Here is an 18821-nt window from a genome sequence, read left to right as displayed (position 1 = left end):
CGCGGCCGAGGCAACGAGTTGGCCCGGCGGTACTGTGACGTGCAAAACCCAGGTGGACCACCTGCTCATACGACCGGCTGCTCCGGCGATCCCGGGGACCGGTCGGGCAGGTCGGCCCCATCCGCGTACGGAAGGTCGCCGCCGATGTCCCAGCCCGCCACGGCCACTGCAGCCGTCACCGTCGCCACCCCGGTCCTCGCCGAGGTCGTCCGTTCGGGATTCGTCGAGGGGCGGCACCGGGGCAGCCTGGTGCTGCTCGCCGCGGACGGCTCGGTGGAACTGGCGCTCGGCGACGTGACGTCGCCCGTCTTCCCGCGCTCCTCCAACAAGCCCATGCAGGCGGCGGGTGTGCTGCGGGCCGGCCTGGACCTCGCGGGCGAGCGGCTGGCGCTGGCGGCCGCGAGCCACTCCGGTGAGGCCTTCCACCGCGACCTGGTACGCACGATGCTCGACGAACACGGACTGAGCCCTGAACACCTGCGGTGCCCGCCGTCCCTGCCCCTGGACCAGGAGGAGCAGGAGACCTACCTGGCAGCGGGCGCACCCCGCGACCGGGTGGCCATGAACTGCTCCGGCAAGCACACGGCGATGCTGGCGGCAGCCGCACTGCGGAACTGGCCGCTGGAGTCGTACCTCGACGCCGACCACCCGCTCCAGCGGCTCATCCGCACGGTGGTGGAGGAGGCGGCCGGCGAGCCGGTGGCCGCCGTCGGCACGGACGGCTGCGGGGCGCCGCTGATGGCGATCAGTCTGTCCGGGCTCGCCCGTGCCTTCCGCTCCTTCGTCCTGGCCGCACCGGGCACGCCCGAGCAGCGGGTCGCAGACGCCATGCGCGCCCACCCCGAGTACGTCGCCGGAACCCGCCGCCACGACACCTGGCTCATGCAGGGGATACCGGGCGCCCTGTCGAAGGTGGGCGCCGAGGCCGTCCAGGCCATGGCCCTGCCCGACGGCCGCGCGCTGGCCCTCAAGATAGAGGACGGTGGCGCTCGGGCCCTGGGGCCGGTCCTGGCCCGCGCTCTTCGCCTGACCGGCCTGACCGCGCCCGTGATCGACCGCGTCGGCCGATCGCCGTTGCTGGGCGGAGGGCGGGAGGTGGGAGAGGTACGGGCCGTGTTCTGAGGGGGTCAGTTCACCGCTCGCTTCACCAGCTCGGCGACCCTCGCCTCGTCGGCGGCGGTCAGCTCCTTCAGGGCGTAGGCGGCCGGCCACATGGTGCCCTCGTCGAGGTTGGCCTTGTCGCTGAAGCCGAGCGTCGCGTACCGGGAGTTGAACTTCTGCGCGCTCTGGAAGAAGCAGACGACCTTGCCGTCCTTGGCGTACGCGGGCATGCCGTACCAGAGCTTCGGCGCCAGCTCCGGCGCGCAGGCCTTGATCACGGCGTGGAGCCGTTCGGCCATGACACGGTCCGGCTCCTGCATCTCGGCGATCTTCGCGAGTACGGCTGCCTCGTCCTCGGCCGCCTTGTCGGCGCGCGATCCGCGGCGGGCGGACGCCTTCACCTCCCGGGCGCGCTCCTTCATCGCGGCGCGCTCCTCGTCGGTGAACCCCTCGGACGTCGTGTCGGGCGCGGCGGTGCTCTCGGCGGGCTTCTGTACGTCCTTCACAGCGGGTTCCTCCTGGTCTACGGATTGACGGGTACATCTTCATGCTTGAGGGGTGCCGCACGGGCGGCTTCTCCGAAGGTGCTGATCACAGGGTTCACCCCGTGAAGTCGCGGCTGGGCGCGTCAGCCTCGGGCGCCGGCGATCTGGCGGGTGGTGGCGTTGAGCCGGTTGAACAGGTTGGTGACGCCGATCATCAGGATGATCGCCGCCAGCTGCTGCTCGTCGAAATGCGTGGCGGCCGTGTCCCAGACCTCGTCGCTCACCGCGTCGGAACGGTCGGCCAGCCGCGTCGCGGCCTCGGCCAGCGCGAGGGCCGCCCGCTCCGCCGCGGTGAAGTACGGCGCTTCCCGCCAGGCGGCGACCGTGGCCAGGCGTTCGTCGCTCACTCCGGCCCTGCGGGCCGTCCTGGCGCCGCCGTCGACACAGGCGCTGCAGCCGTTGATCTGACTGACCCGCAGATGCACCAGCTCCAGCAGCCGGCCGTCGACTCCGGCGGAGTGCGCGGTCTTGAGGATCGCTTGGATGGGCTTCATCGCGTCGGGCAGTACGACGGCGGGGTTCCGCATGCGGGAGTGCATCTCGGTCCGCTCCTCCTCCGGGTCGGTGCCCCGTTCCGTCGGGGCGTGACTCCATGACAGCCGAGCCCGCGTTCCGGGACCACGGCGGTGGGACAGCGTGGGACAGCTGAAACAGCCTTGACCAGCGGCGACTTGACTCGCGAGACTTCAGCCGGAGCGGGACGACGAGGCGGGGGAACCGGTGGGCGTGCACGAACGGACGGCGCAGGACGAGCTGGCGGCCCGGCTGCGCCTGCTGCAGGAACTGTCCGGGCTGGGCGTACGGGCCCTGGCTCGGGACGCCGGACTCAGTTCCTCGTCGCTGTCGCGCTACCTGGGCGGGCAGACCGTGCCGCCCTGGCCCGCGGTGGTCGCCCTCTGCCGCCTCGTCAAGCGCGACCCACGCCCCCTGCGTCCCCTGTGGGAGCGGACGTCGAACCCCTTGCCGGCGCCCCCGAAGAGCAGCCGCCAGGTCCGGTCGCTGCCCCGTAACGATCTGCCGCGCGACGCAGCCGACTTCACCGGACGCGAGGCCCAGCTCGCCGCCGTACTCGCCGCGGTGGACAGCCACCGGGCGGTGTCCGTCGACGGCATGGCGGGCGTCGGCAAGACCTGTCTCGCGGTGCATGCCGCGCACCGGCTCGCCGCCCGCTTCCGGGACGGCCTGCTCTACGTGGATCTGCACGGGTTCACCGAGGGCCGTCAGCCGATGGATCCGGAGTCCGTGCTGCGGATGCTGCTCGGCGCGCTCGACGTCCCCTCCGAGAGGGTCCCGCGGGAGGGAGTCGAGCAACTGGCCGCCTGCTGGCGCTCGGAGTTGGCCCGTCGGCGGGTCGTGGTGGTCCTCGACAACGCCGCCGACGCCGACCAGGTGCGCCCGCTGCTGCCCGGTGCGGGCGACTCCGTCGCCCTGATCACCAGCCGCAACCGGCTTCTCGGCCTGGACGAGGTGCCCCCGGTCTCACTCGACGTGCTGAGCCCGCAGGAGAGCGCGGAGCTGCTGGCCCGGGCCAGTGGCGACTCCGGCGGCCCGGACGGCAGGCTGGCCCGTGATCCGGAGTCCGCCGCCGAGGTGCTGCGGCTGTGCGGCCATCTGCCGCTCGCCCTGCGGCTGGCCGCGGCGCGGCTGCGGCACCGGCCGGGCTGGACCGTGGGCATCCTCGTCGAGCGACTGGCCGAGGGTGCGAGCGAGTTCGACACCGCGTTCGCCATGTCGGTACGGCAGCTGGACCGGTCCCAGGCCCGCCTGTTCCGGATGCTGGGCCTGCTGCCCGGGGAGTCCTTCGACGAGTACGTGGTGGCGGCGCTGGCGGACGTGCCGCTGCGCGGCGCCCGGGCGACGCTGGAGGACCTGGTGGACGCGCACCTCGTGCAGCAGCCGACGGCGGGCCGCTACCGGCTGCACGACCTCGTGCACCAGCACGCACGCCGGGCCGCGGCGGAACAGGACTCGGCGGCCGAGCAGGAGCGGGCCCTGGTACGGGTCCTCGACTACTACGTGCACGCGGCGGCCGCCGCCGACGCCGCGATGCCGTTCCTCTCCCCCAGCCGTACGGCCTCGGCAGGCCGGCCTCCGGCGGAGCTGCCCGGGTTCCCGGACAAGAACGCGGCCTTCGCCTGGTTCGTCACGGAGTACGGAAACCTCGTCGCGGCCTTCGAGACGGCGGCCGCCGTCGGCTCCGACGTGCACGTGTCCGAACTGCCGCGTTTCCTGCGGGCGTACTTCGCGCGGCGCTGCGGTACGACGCATCTCAACGTCCTCTTCGAGCGGTCGCTGGCCGCCGCCGAGCGCCTGGGCGATCCGCTGCAACTGGCAGAGGCGCACAGCGATCTGGGCTTCGCGCGCTACAACGCGGGCCGGACGGCGGAGGCTGCGGCCGCCTACGAGGCCGCCGAACTCCGCCTGTCCCAGGTGCGGGACACCCAGGTGGAGGCCGAACTGGCCATGCGCCGCGGCTATCTGAGCTGGGATGCGGGACACGTCGAGGAGCCGCTCGAACTCTTCGGGCTGGCGGGAAAGTTGTACGAGCAGGCCGGAAGTCCGGCGGGCGCGGCCCACGCGGCGGCCTCGGAGGCCTGGGCCATGCTGCAGCTGGGGCACCGCGAGGAGGCGGCGCGGCGGGCCCGGGAGGTGCTGGGCGTTCCGCACACCGACCCGGCGTGGCCGCCCGCTCTGACGGCCCGGATCACGCTCGGCGTGGCCATCGCCCACGATGCACCGGACGAGGCGGCCGAGCACCTGCACCGGGCGCTGGCGCTGGCCCGCGAGGACGGGCACCTGCACAACCAGGCGTGGTGCCTCAACTGCCTGGGTGTCGCGCTGCGGCAGATGGGCCGGTACGAGGAGGCACTGGCCAGTCACCGGGAGGCGTTCGCGCTGCTCGACGAGTTGTTCGAGGAACACTGGAAGATGCGTTTCCTCAACGGCTACGGCGAGACCTGCCGGCTGGCGGGCCTCCCGGAAGAGGCCCTACGGCTGCACCGGCAGGCGTTGGAGCTGGCTCCGCGGCTGGGCAGTCGGTACGAGGAGGCGCTGGCGCACGAAGGGATCGCGATCGTGCTCGACGGGACCGATCCGGCCGGGGCGGCCGAACACCGTGCCGCGGGTCAGGCCGTCCTGCGGGAACTCGGTCCCGGGGATCACTGACCGGTTCGGTGAGCAGCCCCTCCACTCGTCAGGAGCCCGGTGGACCTGCTCTGTCAGGTGGTACGCCTGCGCCGGCGGGCGGTGCCGACGAGGGTGTGCAGCACCGCCTGGGCCGTGGGAAGCCGGTTGGCCGCCTGGCGCCGGACCAGGGACCGGGGGCCGGCGAGCACCTCCGAGGCGATCTCGTGCCCGAGGACGGCGGGCAGGCAGTGCATGGCCACGGCATCGCGGGGCGCATGGGAGAGCGAGGTGTCGTCGACCCGGTAGGCGGCCAGCTGTGCGGTCCGTTCGGCACGTTCGCGGTGTCTGTCCATGGGGACCCACACTTCGGCGTAGACGGCCTGCGCGGCGCCGACCGCCTCGATCGGCTCGGTGGTGAGCGTGACGGAACCGCCGGTCTGTGCCATCAGCTGACGGGCCTCGCCGAGGACGTCCTCCTCGGTCTCGTAGCCGGGCCGGGGTGCAAGGTGCGGGTCGGCGGCGGCGAGATAGCGCTTGGCCGGGATGTGCAGCGCGACGAGCCGGGCGACTCGGGGTCCCAGCAGGCCCTCCACCGCCGTCGCGGCGTGCGCGCCGTGTCCCGCTTCGTCGCCGGGCACGAGGTGGTGGCCGATGTCGTGGACCAGCCCGGCCACCTGGAGTTCCTCGTCTTCCGGGTGTCGCTCGGCCAGCACGGCGGCGACCTGGCGGCCGTGGTCGAGGATGTCCACGGGGTCACCGGAACGGTCCGGGGTGTCCCAGACGTCCGCGCAGTCGGCCAGCAGGGCCATGAGCGCGTCCACGGTCGGTATGGGGTCGTACGTCATGGGGCGACCCTGCCGCAGCAGGGCGTACGGCAGGCTGGACTCCGCTTCCGCGGCACCCGGTGAACGTGCGTGGGTGCCGACGACGTCAGCCTGACGTGTCGTGTCTCAGTCGTCGCCGACGAGCGCGAACGCGAACGCGAGACGGCGGTCGACCCAGCCCGCCCGCACGGTCACCTGCTCGCTGCCCTCCGAGACCATGACGATCCTGTCCTCGGCCCGCCACTCCAGCGCCCGTGCCCTGGAACGCTGATCACCGCCGTCGGCTCCCAGGTCCCCGACCGCGTCCAGGACTCCCCCGATGAGCTTCCCGACCAGACGCCCGGTGATCTCCTTGGCATCCCCGCCCGCCCACTCGCTGCGGCCCACGATCTCCGGGCGGCCGGGCTGTTCGACGCGCCAGGAGTGCTTGAAGGGACGGCGCTTCGGCGGTACGCGCACAAGGGTGCCGACGGCCTGTCCCGCACCGTCGCGCACGACGTGCCGCCGCTCTCCGCCTGCTTCCACGGCCGGCTCCACGTAGCACAGCAGGTGCCGCGCGCCCGGATCCTCGAACAGGGTCTGCTCGGGGCGGGACGGCAGACCGGGCGGATGAACCTCGGCGGACCCCAGATAGGCGCAAGGGGCCAGGACCCGCCAGTCCTTGGAGCCCCGGGCCACGCGTACGGCCTTCCTGCCCCACACGGCTCGCTTCCGCGCGACCGTTTCCGGACGCTCGACAGCGGAGACGACGAACTTCTGGACGCCGGCCCACGCGACCGGCTCCACCGGCGGCTCCTGTGCCTTCTGTCTGCCGAACCCCAAGTCCCCTCCCCGGCCCGCGCCCCCCGGAGGCTCGGCGCGGTGTGCGCCTCAGCTCGTCGTGGACGAGGAGCGGCGCGGCAGCTTCCAGTTCGGTCGCGGGAAGTGGCAGGTGTAGCCGTTCGGGTAGCGCTCCAGGTAGTCCTGGTGCTCCGGCTCGGCCTCCCAGAAGTCGCCCACGGGCTCGACCTCCGTGACCACCTTGCCCGGCCACAGCCCGCTCGCCTCGACGTCCGCGATCGTGTCCACGGCGACGCGGTGCTGTTCCTCGTCGGTGTAGTAGATGGCGGACCGGTAGCTGCGCCCGATGTCGTTGCCCTGGCGGTCCCTCGTGGTCGGATCGTGGATCTGGAAGAAGAACTCCAGGATGTCGCGGTAGCTGGTGGCCGTGGGATCGAAGATGATCTCGATCGCCTCGGCGTGGTCGCCGTGGTTACGGTACGTGGCGTTCGGCGTGTCACCTCCGCTGTATCCGACGCGGGTGGACTTCACGCCCGGCTGCTTGCGCACCAGGTCCTGCATGCCCCAGAAACAACCGCCCGCCAGTACGGCTCGCTCGGTTCCCACTGTCATCGGTCGCTCCCTCGTGTCGAGCCGCGGTCCGGCACGCTCGTTGACGTGCCGGTTCTCACGTTCGTCCAGCTTACTGGCTCGTTCATCGAAACCTTGATCGAGTGCCGGTTCTGCGACAGCGGCCGGCTGGGGGCACGACCGATGGGGCGACGGCAGTCCGGCGGTGATCGCTGCTGTCCTGCGGTCATCCTCGCGATCCGGGTCGGCGTCTGCCGGCCCGGGCCAGCGCCTCCTCGGCCTCGACGGCCAGGGTGGCGACCAGATCGGCCGCGGACGGCAGATCGTTGATGAGGCCGACGGCCTCGCCGGCCCACTGCGGCAGCGCGGGGATCTCCCCTGCTGCCACGGCGTCCCGGTACGCCTGCCGGGCTTGCGGGGCAGCCGCGAGCGCGTCCTCCCGGCCCCGCCATTCGTCGAGGAAGGGATGGCAGAGGGTGCGCGCGGTGTACCGGTCCGGCCACCGCGAGCCGCGGGCGATGTCCAGCACCCTGTTCCGCTCGGTGTCCTCCCCGTGCGCCTCGACGAGCGCCTTGGCCGTCGCGGGAGCGACGAGGGCCTCGGCCGTGGCTTGGAAACGGGTGCCGAGCAGTGCCCCGGCAGCCCCCAGCGCCAGGGCGGCCGCGACGCCGCGGCCGTCCGCGATCCCGCCGGCCGCCAGCACCGGCACCGGTGCCGCCAGGTCGACCACGACGGGCACGAACGGCAGGGTGGACCGCCTGCGCCGGGCTCCGTGCCCGCCCGCTTCGGTGCCCTGCGCCACGATCACGTCGGCGCCCAGATCCACCGCCCTGCGGGCCTCTTCGAGGTCGGTGACCTGGAGGATCAGCGGTGTGCCCGCGCCACGGACGCGCTCCGCGAACGCACTGGGGTCACCGAAGGACAACATCACCGCCGCGGGCTCGTGCTCCAGCGCCCGCGCCACCACGCCGTCGTCGACCGCCCACGCCTGGAAGCCGATGCCCCAGGGTTTCCCGGCGCTCTCGGCGACCAGGACGGGCAGCTCGCGGGCCAGCCATTCCCGGTCCCCGTTCCCGCTGCCCAGCAGGCCGAGCCCGCCGCCGCGGGAGACCGCCGCGGTCAGGGCGCCACCGGCCGACCCGCCCATCGGGGCCAGGGCAATCGGATGCTCCACACCGAACAGATCCGTGAACGCCGTCGCCAGTCCCATGACGGCAATCCTCACCCACCCGCCGCGCGGGTCGCAGCGAAACCGGCTCAAGGGCCGTTCATTCGATGGGGTCCACGGACCCGCCAACCGGTCCTCGTCCAGGACCGGTTGCGCCCGGCAGCTGTCACCGTGGCTGCAGCGGACCAGCAGGTCATCAGGGAGTTCCCATGGCGTCGAGAACTGCAGCAGGACCGTGCCGCGAGAGTGAGGTCCGGTCATGACCGACGGCCGCTACGGAGAGGACCTGTTCGAACCCGGACACCCCGAGGAAGCCGAGCGGATCGACGCCGGCGCGCTGGTCTACGACCCCGTCACCACGCGCCGCCTGCGGGCGCTGGGCACAGGGCCGGGAAGCCGCTGTCTGGAAGTGGGAGCCGGGACCGGGACGGTGGCGCGCTGGCTGCTGGAGGAGGCAGGTGCGGCAGAGGTGGTCGCCCTCGACCGGGACACCGCGGGCCTGTCCGCGCTCGCGGAGCCTCGGCTGCGCGTGGTCACAGCCGACCTCACGGACGAGAGCCTGCGGCTCGGCAGCTTCGACCTGATCCATGCCAGGTTCGTCCTCATGCACCTGCCCGAGCGCCGCCGGCTCGTCGCACGGCTCGCGCAGTGGCTGAACCCGGGAGGCTGGCTGGTGCTCGGCGACGCCCTGGAGGTGCCGGACGCCCTGGACGTCGCGTCTGCCTACCGGCGGGTCATGGACGCCATGTGGCAGGCGCTGAGAACGACGATCGGCACCGACACATCCTCCGTCCCGGCATATCCGCACTTCCTCAGGGAGGAAGGACTCCGGAACGTCGCCGCGGAGCTGGTCTGCCCGCCACTGGTCGCGGGCAGCCCGCTGGCTCGCTTCTGGTCCGAGACGTGGAACCGGATGCGACCCGCCCTGGAAGAGACCGGCCGGGTGGACGCCTCCGTCATCGATGAGGCACTCGACTATCTGGCCTCACCCCGACTCGCCGAGCTCGGACCCGGCATGGTGCTGGCCTGGGGGCGACGCGGCTGATCGGGGCACGCCGTTGTCGCCGCTCGCAGCGCAGCCCGCGTGCTTCCCGCCCCGGCTCTGCCGTCAGCTGCCGACAGCGGTGACGTCCTCGCCGTACTACGGGCCCGGCCCACCGCGTGCGATACGCGACAGATCCGTCATCAGCGAGCCCAGCCACGACACGGTGGCGTAGTACAGCCGCGGCGCACCGGGCGGCTCCGCGGCGGATCCGGCCTGCGTCGGGTCCAGCGACGGCACCGACGCGGTCGGGGTGTCACCGCCGGGGTCCAGCGCCGCCGAGACGAGCAGCATCCGTCCGGCCACCCGGTCGCCCAGCCCGCCGGCGGACTCGGCAGCCGCCGGCCCAAGGCCCGTGAGCGGCGGTTCCAGGAGCCGCTCCGAGCCCCACAGGGTGTGGTGACCGGCCATCAGCGTGGCCTGCCAGTCCACTTCGGGCAATGCCACCCGCCGCCGTCCCCCGAAGGGTGTCGGCTCGCTCTGGAACTGTGCGTACGCGGACTCCGCGAGGATGACCGCGTGCTGGAGCGACCGGTGGCCGGTCGCCGCGGGCGGTGCGGCCGCCGCCCCGCCTCCGGCCACCGAGGCGCTGGTCGCCACCACGATCTCGGCTGCCCTGCGCAGCAGCCCGGCCACCGCACGACGCAGCTCGTCGTGGGCACCACGGGGCCAGGCCAGCAGACCGAAGACCGCGCCGATGGCGCTGCCCACCAGCACATCCAGCATCCGGACCTCCGCCAGCTGCCACGTCGGCGCGGCCAGCTGGGCGAAGACGAGGGCCACGAGCACGGTGAACATCCCCTGCGCCCAACCGACGCCCTTGACCGGTCCGACCGTGAAGGCGACCAGCATCCACAGGGGCAGGACGATCGCGTACACGGCGGTGTCGGCCCCCACCAGGATCAGCGTCCCGGCGGTCACCAGGGCGCCGGCCAGCGTGCCGGCGAGTGCCCGGCGGATGGTGCTCCAGGTCTCGTCCATGGTGGTCCGGGTGAGGGTGAGCGTCGCCAGCATGGCCCAGAACCCGTGGGGCAGCGTGTCCACCCCGGCCACCAGCCGGGCCGCCGTCAGAGCCATGGCGATGCGCACCGCGTTCTGGAAGAACACCGACCGTCGCTCGGCGTGGCCTCGGATCCGGTGCCACCACAGGGACGGGGCCCGGGCCCTGGCGTACCAGAAGCGCTCAGGCGCCACCTCCACCGAGGTATGCCTGCCTCGTACGGCGAGATCGGCCGCCGTGGCCATGGCCAGGGCGGCGTCGGCGATCTCCAGCACGGCGGCGTGCCAGCGCAGTTCGGCGGGCGGGAAGTCCACCGCGGGACCGGTCCCGTCGGTGGCGCCGGGAGCCGCGGACAAGGCCGCCAGGTGCGCGCGGGCGGTGACCAGCTCCTGGTACGACGCCACGGGCGACGTGCCCGCTGCCAGGCAGCTCTCGGTCGCCGTGGCCAGCCGCGCCACCGCCTGGAGCACGGCGGTCACGGCAGGGCCCGGAGGGTCGCCCGGCGTCGCGGGCGGTTGCGTCAGCCGGTTGAGCAGGGTGCGGGTGGCCAGGCCGGTGTGGCTGAGGGCGCGGTCGCGTCTGCCCGGTCCGGCCGGGCGCTCCGCTTCCGGGACGGTCAGGGACCGCAGTGCATGGCCGGCCTCGTGACCGGCTCGGACGTCCGCGCCGGTCAGGGCATGGGGAGGAGCCGCGAGGAGGGTCGCGCAGCGGGCGGCGGTGTGCGCCGCCCGGGCCGCCCGCTCCTGGTAGGACGGCGGAGCGGGCCCGGGGAGGATCAGCGCCTCGGCGGCGATGAACAGGGCCAGCCCTGTCGTCGTTCCGATCAGCCGCTCGCCGAGCGAGCCGGGATCGTAGGGTGGGAAGGACGGCAGGATGTACAGGAGTTGCAGGCCGGGCGCCGCTCCCGCCGGGCGCGGTCCACCCACGGCGGAGAAGGCCAGCGCGAAGCCGATCACGAACATGCCGGTGACGGCGCTCCAGGTCCGTACCGAGAGATAGGTGCCGATCACCACCAGCAGCCAGCACACCGGCAGCACATGGAGCACCACGACGGCTCGCTGGCGCCCGGTACCGGGGATCTTGGAGAGTCCGCCCAGCGCCACGGTGCCGAAGAGGGCGTAAGTGGCTGCGACCGGGCTGTCCAGGCCGTACCGGAAGAGGTAGAAACCGGCCGCGGCGACCACGGTCACACGCAGCGCACGGCGGCCCGAGGCGGCGTAGGCCGCCGGGATACGACCGGCTGACACACCACACATCCCTACAGCATCACGCACCACGCGACGCCCGGCACCCAGGGCCGGTCCGGCGGATCATGCCGGAATCGCGGGGCCCGGCCGGCGGCCGGTCTTCGCACCCGCTGACGGCCGCCGGTGCGTTACGGACCCGCGGTCGCCCGAGGGGCGGCGGCAGCGGCGGTGGCCTCGTACATTGGAGAAATGGGCGTCACTGCCGTCAGCGGGCAGCCGGCCGTGGATCAGGTCGACTATGCCGCGCTGTTCGCCGCCACCCCCAGCCCATATCTGGTGCTCAGCCCCGCTCTGATGATCGTCGGCGTCAATCAGGCCTACTGCCGGGCGACCAGCCGCACCAGTCAGGACCTGCTCGGGCAGTACATCTTCGATGCCTTTCCCGACAACCCCGCCGACCCGCAGGCCAATGGGGTCCGTAATCTCTCCGCGTCGCTGGAGCGGGTGTTGGCCACCGGGGATCCGGACACGATGGCCGTTCAGCGGTACGACATCGCCGTCCCCGGGGAACCGGGGGGCTTCGAGGAACGCTGGTGGTCCCCGGTCAACACCCCGGTCATCGGGCGGAACGGACGGGTCTGCTGGATCATTCACCGCGTCGAGGACGTGAGCGCCTTCGTCCGTGCCCGTCGGCAGCGGCAGCGGGACAACACAGCGGCTCCGAGTCAACGGGAGGAGGGCATGGAGGCCGAGTTGTACGCCCGGGCCAAGGAGCTGGAGCGTCTGAACGGGGAACTGCGGCGGGCGCACGCGCGCGAGCGCCAGGTGGCGATCACGCTGCAGGAGGCCATGCTGCATTCCCCGGACCTGGCCCGGCACTCCAACGTGGCGGTGCGCTACCTGCCGGCCATCGGCTCACTCAACGTGTGCGGCGACTGGTACGACACCGCCGATCTGTCCGACGGGCGTTTCGCCGTCGCCGTGGGCGACGTGGTCGGCCACGGCCTGGAGGCCGCCACCGTGATGGGGATGCTGCGCAGCGCGCTGTCCGCGGCGAGCCGGGCCGTCGCCGGTCCCGCTCAGGCGCTGGAGATCCTGGGTCTGTACGCCCGCTCCGTGGACGGTGCCCTGGCGGCCACCGCTGTGACAGCCCTGGTGGACTCGCGCTCCCATTTGATCGTCTACTCCAGCGCGGGCCATCCGCCTCCCGTGCTGATGCACCGTGACGGCACCTGCGAACTGCTGAACCGTGCGACGGATCCGCCTCTCGGGGCCCGGCCGGAGCATGTCCCGCGCCCCCAGGCCGGTACCGCCTATCACCCCGGCGACGTTCTCGTCCTCTACACCGACGGCCTCATCGAACGTCGCGACGAAGATATCGACGTCGGGCTGCAGCGCCTGACCGACTCCCTGGCCCAGTGCCTGGGGCTCGGCCCCGAGCGTCTGGCCGACACCCTGCTCGGGCGTCTCGGCGTCAGTCATGGTGCTCGCGACGACATCGCTCTGGTCATAGTCGGACTCTGAACCCCGCTCCGTCCCGGGGCCGCAGTCCCAACGCGGTCGGTTCCGCATCGGCCGGCCATTGAAAGCCGAACAATACTCATCAGTAGTTGAGTATTGACTCCACAGGCGGCGCTGGCGATCCTCTTGGGCGGCACTTTACAAAGGACATGACAATCGGTGTGCGCAAGGGTCTCCGGACCCCGGGCGTCCTCGTCCGTCGACCGCGCATCCCGCCTACCGAGGGACGTGGGCCGTGGCCATATCCAGACGCCGGTACTACGGACGCAAGAACATCACCATGGCGTCCCTGCTCCTCCTCGTACTGGCCGTCCTCCTCGGCCCCACCCCCAGTTCGGCGGCCGGGAACGAGTGGTGGGTCCCGACGGCACGGCCCTCGCCGGACTCCCAGATCAACGTCACCGGTGAGCCCTTCACCGGCACCAACGCCAAGGGCGAGGTGCGCGGCTTCGTCGACGCCCACGACCACCTGTTCGCCAACGAGGGCTTCGGCGGGCGCCTGATCTGCGGCAAGACGTTCTCCGAGGCCGGGATCGCCGACGCGCTGAAGGACTGCCCCGAGCACTACCCCGACGGCTCGCTGGCCGTCTTCGACTTCATCACCAAGGGCGGTGACGGCAGACACGACCCGGTCGGCTGGCCCACGTTCAAGGACTGGCCCGCCCACGACTCGCTGACCCACCAGCAGAACTACTACGCGTGGGTGGAACGGGCCTGGCGCGGCGGCCAGCGGGTGCTGGTCAACGACCTCGTCACCAACGGCGTGATCTGCTCGGTCTACTTCTTCAAGGACCGCAGCTGCGACGAGATGACGTCGATCCGGCTGCAGGCGAAGATGACGTACGACCTGCAGGCGTACATCGACAAGATGTACGGCGGTCCGGGCAGGGGCTGGTTCCGGATCGTCACCGACAGCGCGCAGGCCCGTGACGTCATCGAGCAGGGCAAGTTGGCGGTCATCCTGGGCGTGGAGACCTCCGAGCCCTTCGGCTGCAAGCAGATCCTGGACGTCCCGCAGTGCGACAAGAAGGACATCGACGCCGGCCTGGACGAGCTGTACTCGCTGGGCGTGCGCAGCATGTTCCTGTGCCACAAGTTCGACAACGCGCTGTGCGGAGTCCGCTTCGACTCGGGCGGGCTCGGAACGGCCATCAACGTAGGGCAGTTCCTGTCGACCGGCACCTTCTGGAAGACGGAGAAGTGCACGGGGCCGCAGCACGACAACCCCATCGGCTCGGCCGCGGCGCCCGAGGCCGAGGCGAAACTCCCGGCGGGCGTGAGCGTTCCCTCGTACTCCTCCGACGCGCAGTGCAACACCCGCGGGCTCACCGACCTCGGTGAGTACGCCGTACGCGGCATGATGAAGCGCAAGATGATGCTGGAGATCGACCACATGAGCGTCAAGGCCGTCGGTCGTGCGCTCGACATCTTCGAGTCCGAGTCCTACCCCGGCGTGATCTCCTCGCACAGCTGGATGGACCTGAACTGGACCGACCGGGTCTACGGCCTCGGCGGCTTCATCGCCCAGTACATGCACGGCTCCGAGGGATTCGTGGCCGAGGCGAACCGCACCAAGGCACTGCGGGACAAGTACGGCGTCGGCTACGGCTACGGCACCGACATGAACGGTGTCGGCGGCTGGCCCGGACCGCGGGGCGCCGACGCGCCCAACAAGGTCACGTACCCCTTCCGCAGCGTCGACGGCGGCTCCCTCATCGACCGGCAGACCACCGGTCAGCGCACCTGGGACCTGAACACCGACGGTGCCGCGCACTACGGCCTGGTCCCGGACTGGATCGAGGACATCAGGCTCGTCGGCGGTCAGGACGTGGTGAACGACCTCTTCCGGGGCGCCGAGTCCTACCTCCGCACCTGGGGCGCGACCGAGCAGCACCAGGCGGGAGTCAACCTCGCGAGCGGAGCCTCGACCACGGCCAGTTCGACCGAGTGGAACCCGTTCGTCAGCTATGCGTCGAGCCGCACCGTGGACGGCACCCGGGACACCCGCTGGGCCAGCGACTGGAGCGACGACCAGTGGCTGCGGATCGATCTGGGCTCGACCCACCTGGTCGGGCGGGTCACGCTCGACTGGGAGCGCGCGTACGGGAAGTCGTACCGCATCGAGCTCTCGACGGACGGCGTGAACTGGAAGACCGCCTGGTCGACCACCACCGGTGACGGCGGCCTCGACACCGCACGCTTCACCGGAACGCCGGCCCGCTACGTCCGCATCGTGGGCACGGAACGTGGGACCAAGTGGGGGTACTCGCTCTACGAGGTCGGCGTGCACAGCGGCTGACGACGGCTCGGGCGAGTGAGACCGGCGCCCGGCGGTGCCGCCGCCGTACGAGCCGGTGGCACCGTCGGGCGGCCGCGTCCTCGTGTCGTCCACGAGGACGCGGCACCGCAGTTCCTACTCGGTCACCTTCAGCAGCTTGTTGGGCGTTCCGCTGCTCGGGTTGGTGATCTTGTCACTGGTCGCCGCGCCGACCAGTGCGGAGGAGACCTGGGCGGGCGTGGCGTCCGGGTGTCCGGCCAAATAGACGGCGGCGGCTCCGGTGACGTGCGGGGTGGCCATGGAGGTGCCGGAGATCGTCTTGGTCCCCTCGTCGCTGTCGTTCCAGTCGGAGGTGATGTCCGAGCCCGGCGCGTACAGGTCCACGGTCTTGCCGAAGTTGGAGAAGTCCGACTGGGCGTCGTCCTTCGTGCTGGAAGCGACCGTGATGGCCTCGGGGACCCGCGCCGGTGAACCCTGCCCGGCGTCCGCCGACTCGTTGCCGGCGGCGACGGCGAACGTGACGCCCGAGGCGATGGCCTTCTTGACGGCCTCGTCGAGGGCGGGGTCGGCGCCTCCGCCGAGGCTCATGTTGGCCACCGAGGGCCCCTGGTGGTTCTTGGTCACCCAGTCGATGCCGGCCACGACCTGCTCGGTGGTGCCGGAGCCGTTGTTGTCGAGGACTCTGACCGCGACGATCTTGGCCTTCTTGGCGACACCGTGGGCGGTTCCGGCGATGGTTCCGGCCACGTGGGTGCCGTGCCCGTTGCCGTCGTCGGCGGTGTTGTCGTTGTCGACGGCGTCGAACCCGTAACTCGCGCGTCCGCCGAAGTCCTTGTGGCTGATGCGCACACCCGTGTCGATGACGTACGCGGTCACCCCCTCCCCGGCCTTGTCCGGGTAGGTGTACTTGTGGTCGCCGGCCGTGTCCGTCTGATCGATGCGGTCCAGGCCCCAGGACGGCGGGTTGTCCTGGGTGGCGTCGATGTGGAACTTCTTGTTCTGCACCACCGTGGCGACCGCGGGGTCGGCGGCGAGGCGCCTGGCCTCCGTCTCGGTGAGGCTGCCGGCGGAGAAACCGTTCACCGCCGAGCCGAAGGTGCGGCTGATCTTGCCGCCGTACTCCGCGGCCAGGTCCTTCTTCTCGGCAGCGGAGGCCTTCTGGTCCAGAAGGACGACGAAGCTGCCGGCCACGGCTCCTTCGGCGTGCAGGCCGTAGACCTTGCCTTCCGCGGGCTGTCCGGCCTGGGCGGCGGGCGAGACGTACAGAGCCGTGCCCACGACTGTCGCAACGGCCGCGATCGCGGTGACGGTCCTGGCCTTGCCTATGCGTTTGTGATGCGCCGTCAAGAGGGGTCTCCTCGTTTGCATGTGGGGGGATTTGCGTTCACGCGGCAGAGTTCCGCTCGCGCCCTGCGAGCGTGCCGACTTGACGCGATCAGATCAATCCCCTGGTCGCAGCCCCGAGGCCCTCCGGCGGCCGATCTTCACAGGGCTTACGCAGGTTGGGAGCAACCCGAATGCAAACGTGCAGCGCTTTACGCTGGTTGAATCACCAAGGATCGGCCAAGAATTATCGGTGTCGATCTCTTCACCGGCCGTTCACGCGGGCCGGCCGGAGCGATGGGTGCCCGCCATCGCCCCGGCCTGTGCAAAACGCGCGGCTCAGAACACCGCACATGGTGTTCTGAGCCCGTGAGGTCAGAACGGGCCGTGGAGACTGCCCAGTCTGTCGGTCAGGCGAAGGTTCTCGGAGTAGTCCACGGGGCAGGCGATCACGGTGACCCCGTCGTCGTCGAGAGCCCTGCGCAGCACAGGCAGGAGCTGGTCGGCAGCCTCGATCCGATGGCCGCGTGCCCCGAAGCTCTCGGCGTAGGCGACCAGATCGGGGTTGGTGAAGCGGGTGTGGCTGTGGCGGCCCAGTTCAAGTTCCATCTTCCAGGTGATGAGGCCGTATTCCTCGTCCACCAGGACCAGGACGACCAGGGGGACGCGCTCACGGGCGGCCGTCTCCAGTTCCTGGGAGTTCATCAGGAACGAGCCGTCGCCCATCATCGCCAGGACGCGCCGGTCCGGCCGGGCCAGCTTGGCGGCGATGGCACCAGGCAGGGCGAACCCCATCGTGGACAGGCCGTTCGAGACCAGGCAGGTGTCCGGCTCGAAGGTGGGGTAGAGGCGGGACATCCACATCTTTCCGGCGCCGGTATCGGCGAGCACGATGTCGTGCCGGTCCAACGCGGCGCGCACATCGCTCACGACGCGCTGCGGCACCAGGGGGAACGCGTCGTTGTCGCGTCCGTACTGCAGTTCTTCGTCGAGCAGTGTGCGGATCTTCTCGCTGCTTCCCGAGTCGTAGGTGAGTCCCTCGGGCAGCGCTGCCGCGAGTGCGTCCAGAGCCTGAGAAGGGTCACTCACGACGCCCACGGTGACCGGGTAGTGGGCATCCACCTCGGCGGGGAAGCGGTGAATGTGCAAGATCCGCTTGTCGCCGTTCGGGTTGATCTTGACGGGATCGAACTCCTGGATCTCGTAGCCCACGCAGATCAGCACATCGGCCGCGTCGAAGCCGAAGTTGCCGTAGTCGTGGCGCATGAAGCCGACCGCGCCGAGGGCGTTTGGATGGTCGTCGGGGAAGACCCCCTTGCCGTGGAACGTGGTCGCGACCGGGATGTTCAGCCGCTCGGCGAACCGCACCAGGGCTGCCGAGCTCCCGGCTCTCGCGGCACCATGACCCGCCAGCACGACCGGGCGCCGTGCGGCCGCGAGCACCTCGGCGGCCCGTGCGATCTGGGAGGGCGACGGCGCATCGGCACGAACGGCGTCGATCTGCAGGGGCTCGAGAGGTCCGGCGGTACGCTCCGCCTCGATGTCCTCCGGTACCGCAAGGAAAACGGCGCCGGGCCGCTCCCCCTGTGCTGTCTTGAACGCCTTGCGCGTCATCTCCGGCACCGCGTCCGGACACTCGATGCGGGCTGACCACTGGGTGACGGGAGCGAACATCGACACCAGGTCGATGACCTGGTGCGACTCCTTGTGGATGCGGCGCAGCGAGCCCTGGGCGGCCAGGGCCACCATCGGCGAGCTGTTGGTCATGGCGTCCGCGGTGCCGAGCAGTAGATTGATCGCGCCGGGCCCCAGCGTGGCCGAACACACCCCTGCCCGCCCGGTCAGCCGCCCGTAGATCTCCGCCATGAACGAGGCGGCCTGCTCGTGGCGAACCAGGACATAACGGATCCCAGAGTCGTTCAGAGCGTCGACGAAGCGGATGTTCTCCTCACCCGGAATCCCGAAGACGTACTCCACTCCCTCGGCCCGCAGGCAGCGCACCAGAAGGTGCGCGACGTCCTCCGCTGCCACCGCGTTCTGCGGCTCGGCCCTGCCCTCGTTGCCCATGCGACGAACGTAGGCATGCCCGCCGGCCCCGGCCACCCGTCGGCCGCCGAGCGGGGGGGTGTGGAACACCGGGCCGGTTCGGAGGCCTTGTGGTGGCAGCCGCCGCGGGCGGCCCGCAGGCTGTGCGAAGTGAACGCTTCGCCCTGCACAGGGCGGCGACAGACCTCTGGGAGGACCGTGTGACCGTTTCCTCACCCGCCGCCGACACACCGCCGGCCCGCTACGACGACCTGCGGGCCATGGTGATCAACTGCACCCTCAAGCGCTCGCCGGAGGTCAGCAACACCCA

At 71.3% G+C, this 18821-nt stretch carries 14 protein-coding genes; 5 read left to right on the top strand and 9 right to left on the bottom strand.

The window, feature by feature from the left end; translation table 11 throughout:
• Positions 1 to 144: 144 nt before the first annotated feature.
• On the top strand, positions 145 to 1122 hold the full coding sequence (locus FB157_RS39610; RefSeq protein WP_145885583.1) for an asparaginase: 978 nt from the start codon (positions 145 to 147) through the stop codon (positions 1120 to 1122).
• A 5-nt stretch (positions 1123 to 1127) separates the two neighbouring features.
• Here FB157_RS39610 and FB157_RS39605 read toward each other — a convergent pair whose 3' ends face one another.
• Both FB157_RS39605 and FB157_RS39600 read right to left on the bottom strand, forming a co-directional pair.
• Positions 1128 to 1523 (bottom strand): iron chaperone, encoded by a 396-nt coding sequence (locus FB157_RS39605; RefSeq protein ID WP_145885724.1) that lies wholly within the window; start codon positions 1521 to 1523, stop codon positions 1128 to 1130.
• A gap of 206 nt (positions 1524 to 1729) precedes the next feature.
• The gene (locus FB157_RS39600; protein WP_145885582.1) at positions 1730 to 2185 is read right to left on the bottom strand and encodes a carboxymuconolactone decarboxylase family protein; all 456 of its coding nucleotides are present in this window, start codon (positions 2183 to 2185) and stop codon (positions 1730 to 1732) included.
• A gap of 187 nt (positions 2186 to 2372) precedes the next feature.
• Between FB157_RS39600 and FB157_RS39595 the strand changes: the two genes are divergently transcribed.
• Positions 2373 to 4811 (top strand): XRE family transcriptional regulator, encoded by a 2439-nt coding sequence (locus FB157_RS39595; protein WP_261386824.1) that lies wholly within the window; start codon positions 2373 to 2375, stop codon positions 4809 to 4811.
• A gap of 53 nt (positions 4812 to 4864) precedes the next feature.
• Here FB157_RS39595 and FB157_RS39590 read toward each other — a convergent pair whose 3' ends face one another.
• The 4 genes from FB157_RS39590 to FB157_RS39575 all read right to left on the bottom strand — a co-directional run bounded on the left by FB157_RS39590 (position 4865) and on the right by FB157_RS39575 (position 8156).
• Positions 4865 to 5617 (bottom strand): HD domain-containing protein, encoded by a 753-nt coding sequence (locus FB157_RS39590; protein WP_261386823.1) that lies wholly within the window; start codon positions 5615 to 5617, stop codon positions 4865 to 4867.
• 105 nt (positions 5618 to 5722) lie between these two features.
• Positions 5723 to 6418 carry a hypothetical protein gene (locus tag FB157_RS39585; protein ID WP_145885580.1) on the bottom strand — a complete coding sequence of 232 codons (696 nt, stop codon included), beginning with the start codon at positions 6416 to 6418 and terminating at the stop codon, positions 5723 to 5725.
• 48 nt (positions 6419 to 6466) lie between these two features.
• Positions 6467 to 6988: a peptide-methionine (S)-S-oxide reductase MsrA gene (gene msrA, locus FB157_RS39580; protein ID WP_145885579.1), complete on the bottom strand. Its 522-nt coding sequence runs from the start codon at positions 6986 to 6988 to the stop codon at positions 6467 to 6469.
• 184 nt (positions 6989 to 7172) lie between these two features.
• Positions 7173 to 8156 carry a nitronate monooxygenase family protein gene (locus FB157_RS39575; RefSeq protein ID WP_145885578.1) on the bottom strand — a complete coding sequence of 328 codons (984 nt, stop codon included), beginning with the start codon at positions 8154 to 8156 and terminating at the stop codon, positions 7173 to 7175.
• A 217-nt stretch (positions 8157 to 8373) separates the two neighbouring features.
• Here FB157_RS39575 and FB157_RS39570 point away from each other — a divergent pair, with 217 nt between their 5' ends.
• The gene (locus tag FB157_RS39570) at positions 8374 to 9159 is read left to right on the top strand and encodes a trans-aconitate 2-methyltransferase (protein ID WP_145885577.1); all 786 of its coding nucleotides are present in this window, start codon (positions 8374 to 8376) and stop codon (positions 9157 to 9159) included.
• Between the two features lie 96 nt (positions 9160 to 9255).
• Here FB157_RS39570 and FB157_RS39565 read toward each other — a convergent pair whose 3' ends face one another.
• Positions 9256 to 11412 carry an FUSC family protein gene (locus tag FB157_RS39565; protein WP_145885576.1) on the bottom strand — a complete coding sequence of 719 codons (2157 nt, stop codon included), beginning with the start codon at positions 11410 to 11412 and terminating at the stop codon, positions 9256 to 9258.
• A 180-nt stretch (positions 11413 to 11592) separates the two neighbouring features.
• On the opposite strand from FB157_RS39565, the gene FB157_RS39560 reads away from it, so the two are divergent.
• Entirely contained in the window at positions 11593 to 12867 is a 1275-nt protein-coding gene (locus FB157_RS39560) for a PP2C family protein-serine/threonine phosphatase (protein WP_145885575.1), read from the top strand.
• A 277-nt stretch (positions 12868 to 13144) separates the two neighbouring features.
• Positions 13145 to 15163: a discoidin domain-containing protein gene (locus FB157_RS39555; protein WP_145885720.1), complete on the top strand. Its 2019-nt coding sequence runs from the start codon at positions 13145 to 13147 to the stop codon at positions 15161 to 15163.
• A gap of 114 nt (positions 15164 to 15277) precedes the next feature.
• On the opposite strand, the gene FB157_RS39550 is transcribed toward FB157_RS39555, so the two are convergent.
• Positions 15278 to 16510, bottom strand: a complete 1233-nt coding sequence (locus FB157_RS39550; protein ID WP_145885574.1) for a S8 family peptidase — start codon at positions 16508 to 16510, stop codon at positions 15278 to 15280.
• A 330-nt stretch (positions 16511 to 16840) separates the two neighbouring features.
• Positions 16841 to 18532: an acetolactate synthase large subunit gene (locus FB157_RS39545; RefSeq protein WP_145885573.1), complete on the bottom strand. Its 1692-nt coding sequence runs from the start codon at positions 18530 to 18532 to the stop codon at positions 16841 to 16843.
• Positions 18533 to 18821 lie beyond the last annotated feature (289 nt).

Origin of the sequence: Streptomyces sp. BK340 (assembly GCF_007827595.1) — a bacterium.
Taxonomy (GTDB): Bacteria; Actinomycetota; Actinomycetes; order Streptomycetales; family Streptomycetaceae; genus Streptomyces.
Note: the sequence above shows the minus strand (reverse complement) of the source record. Positions and strands in the feature narration are given on the sequence as shown.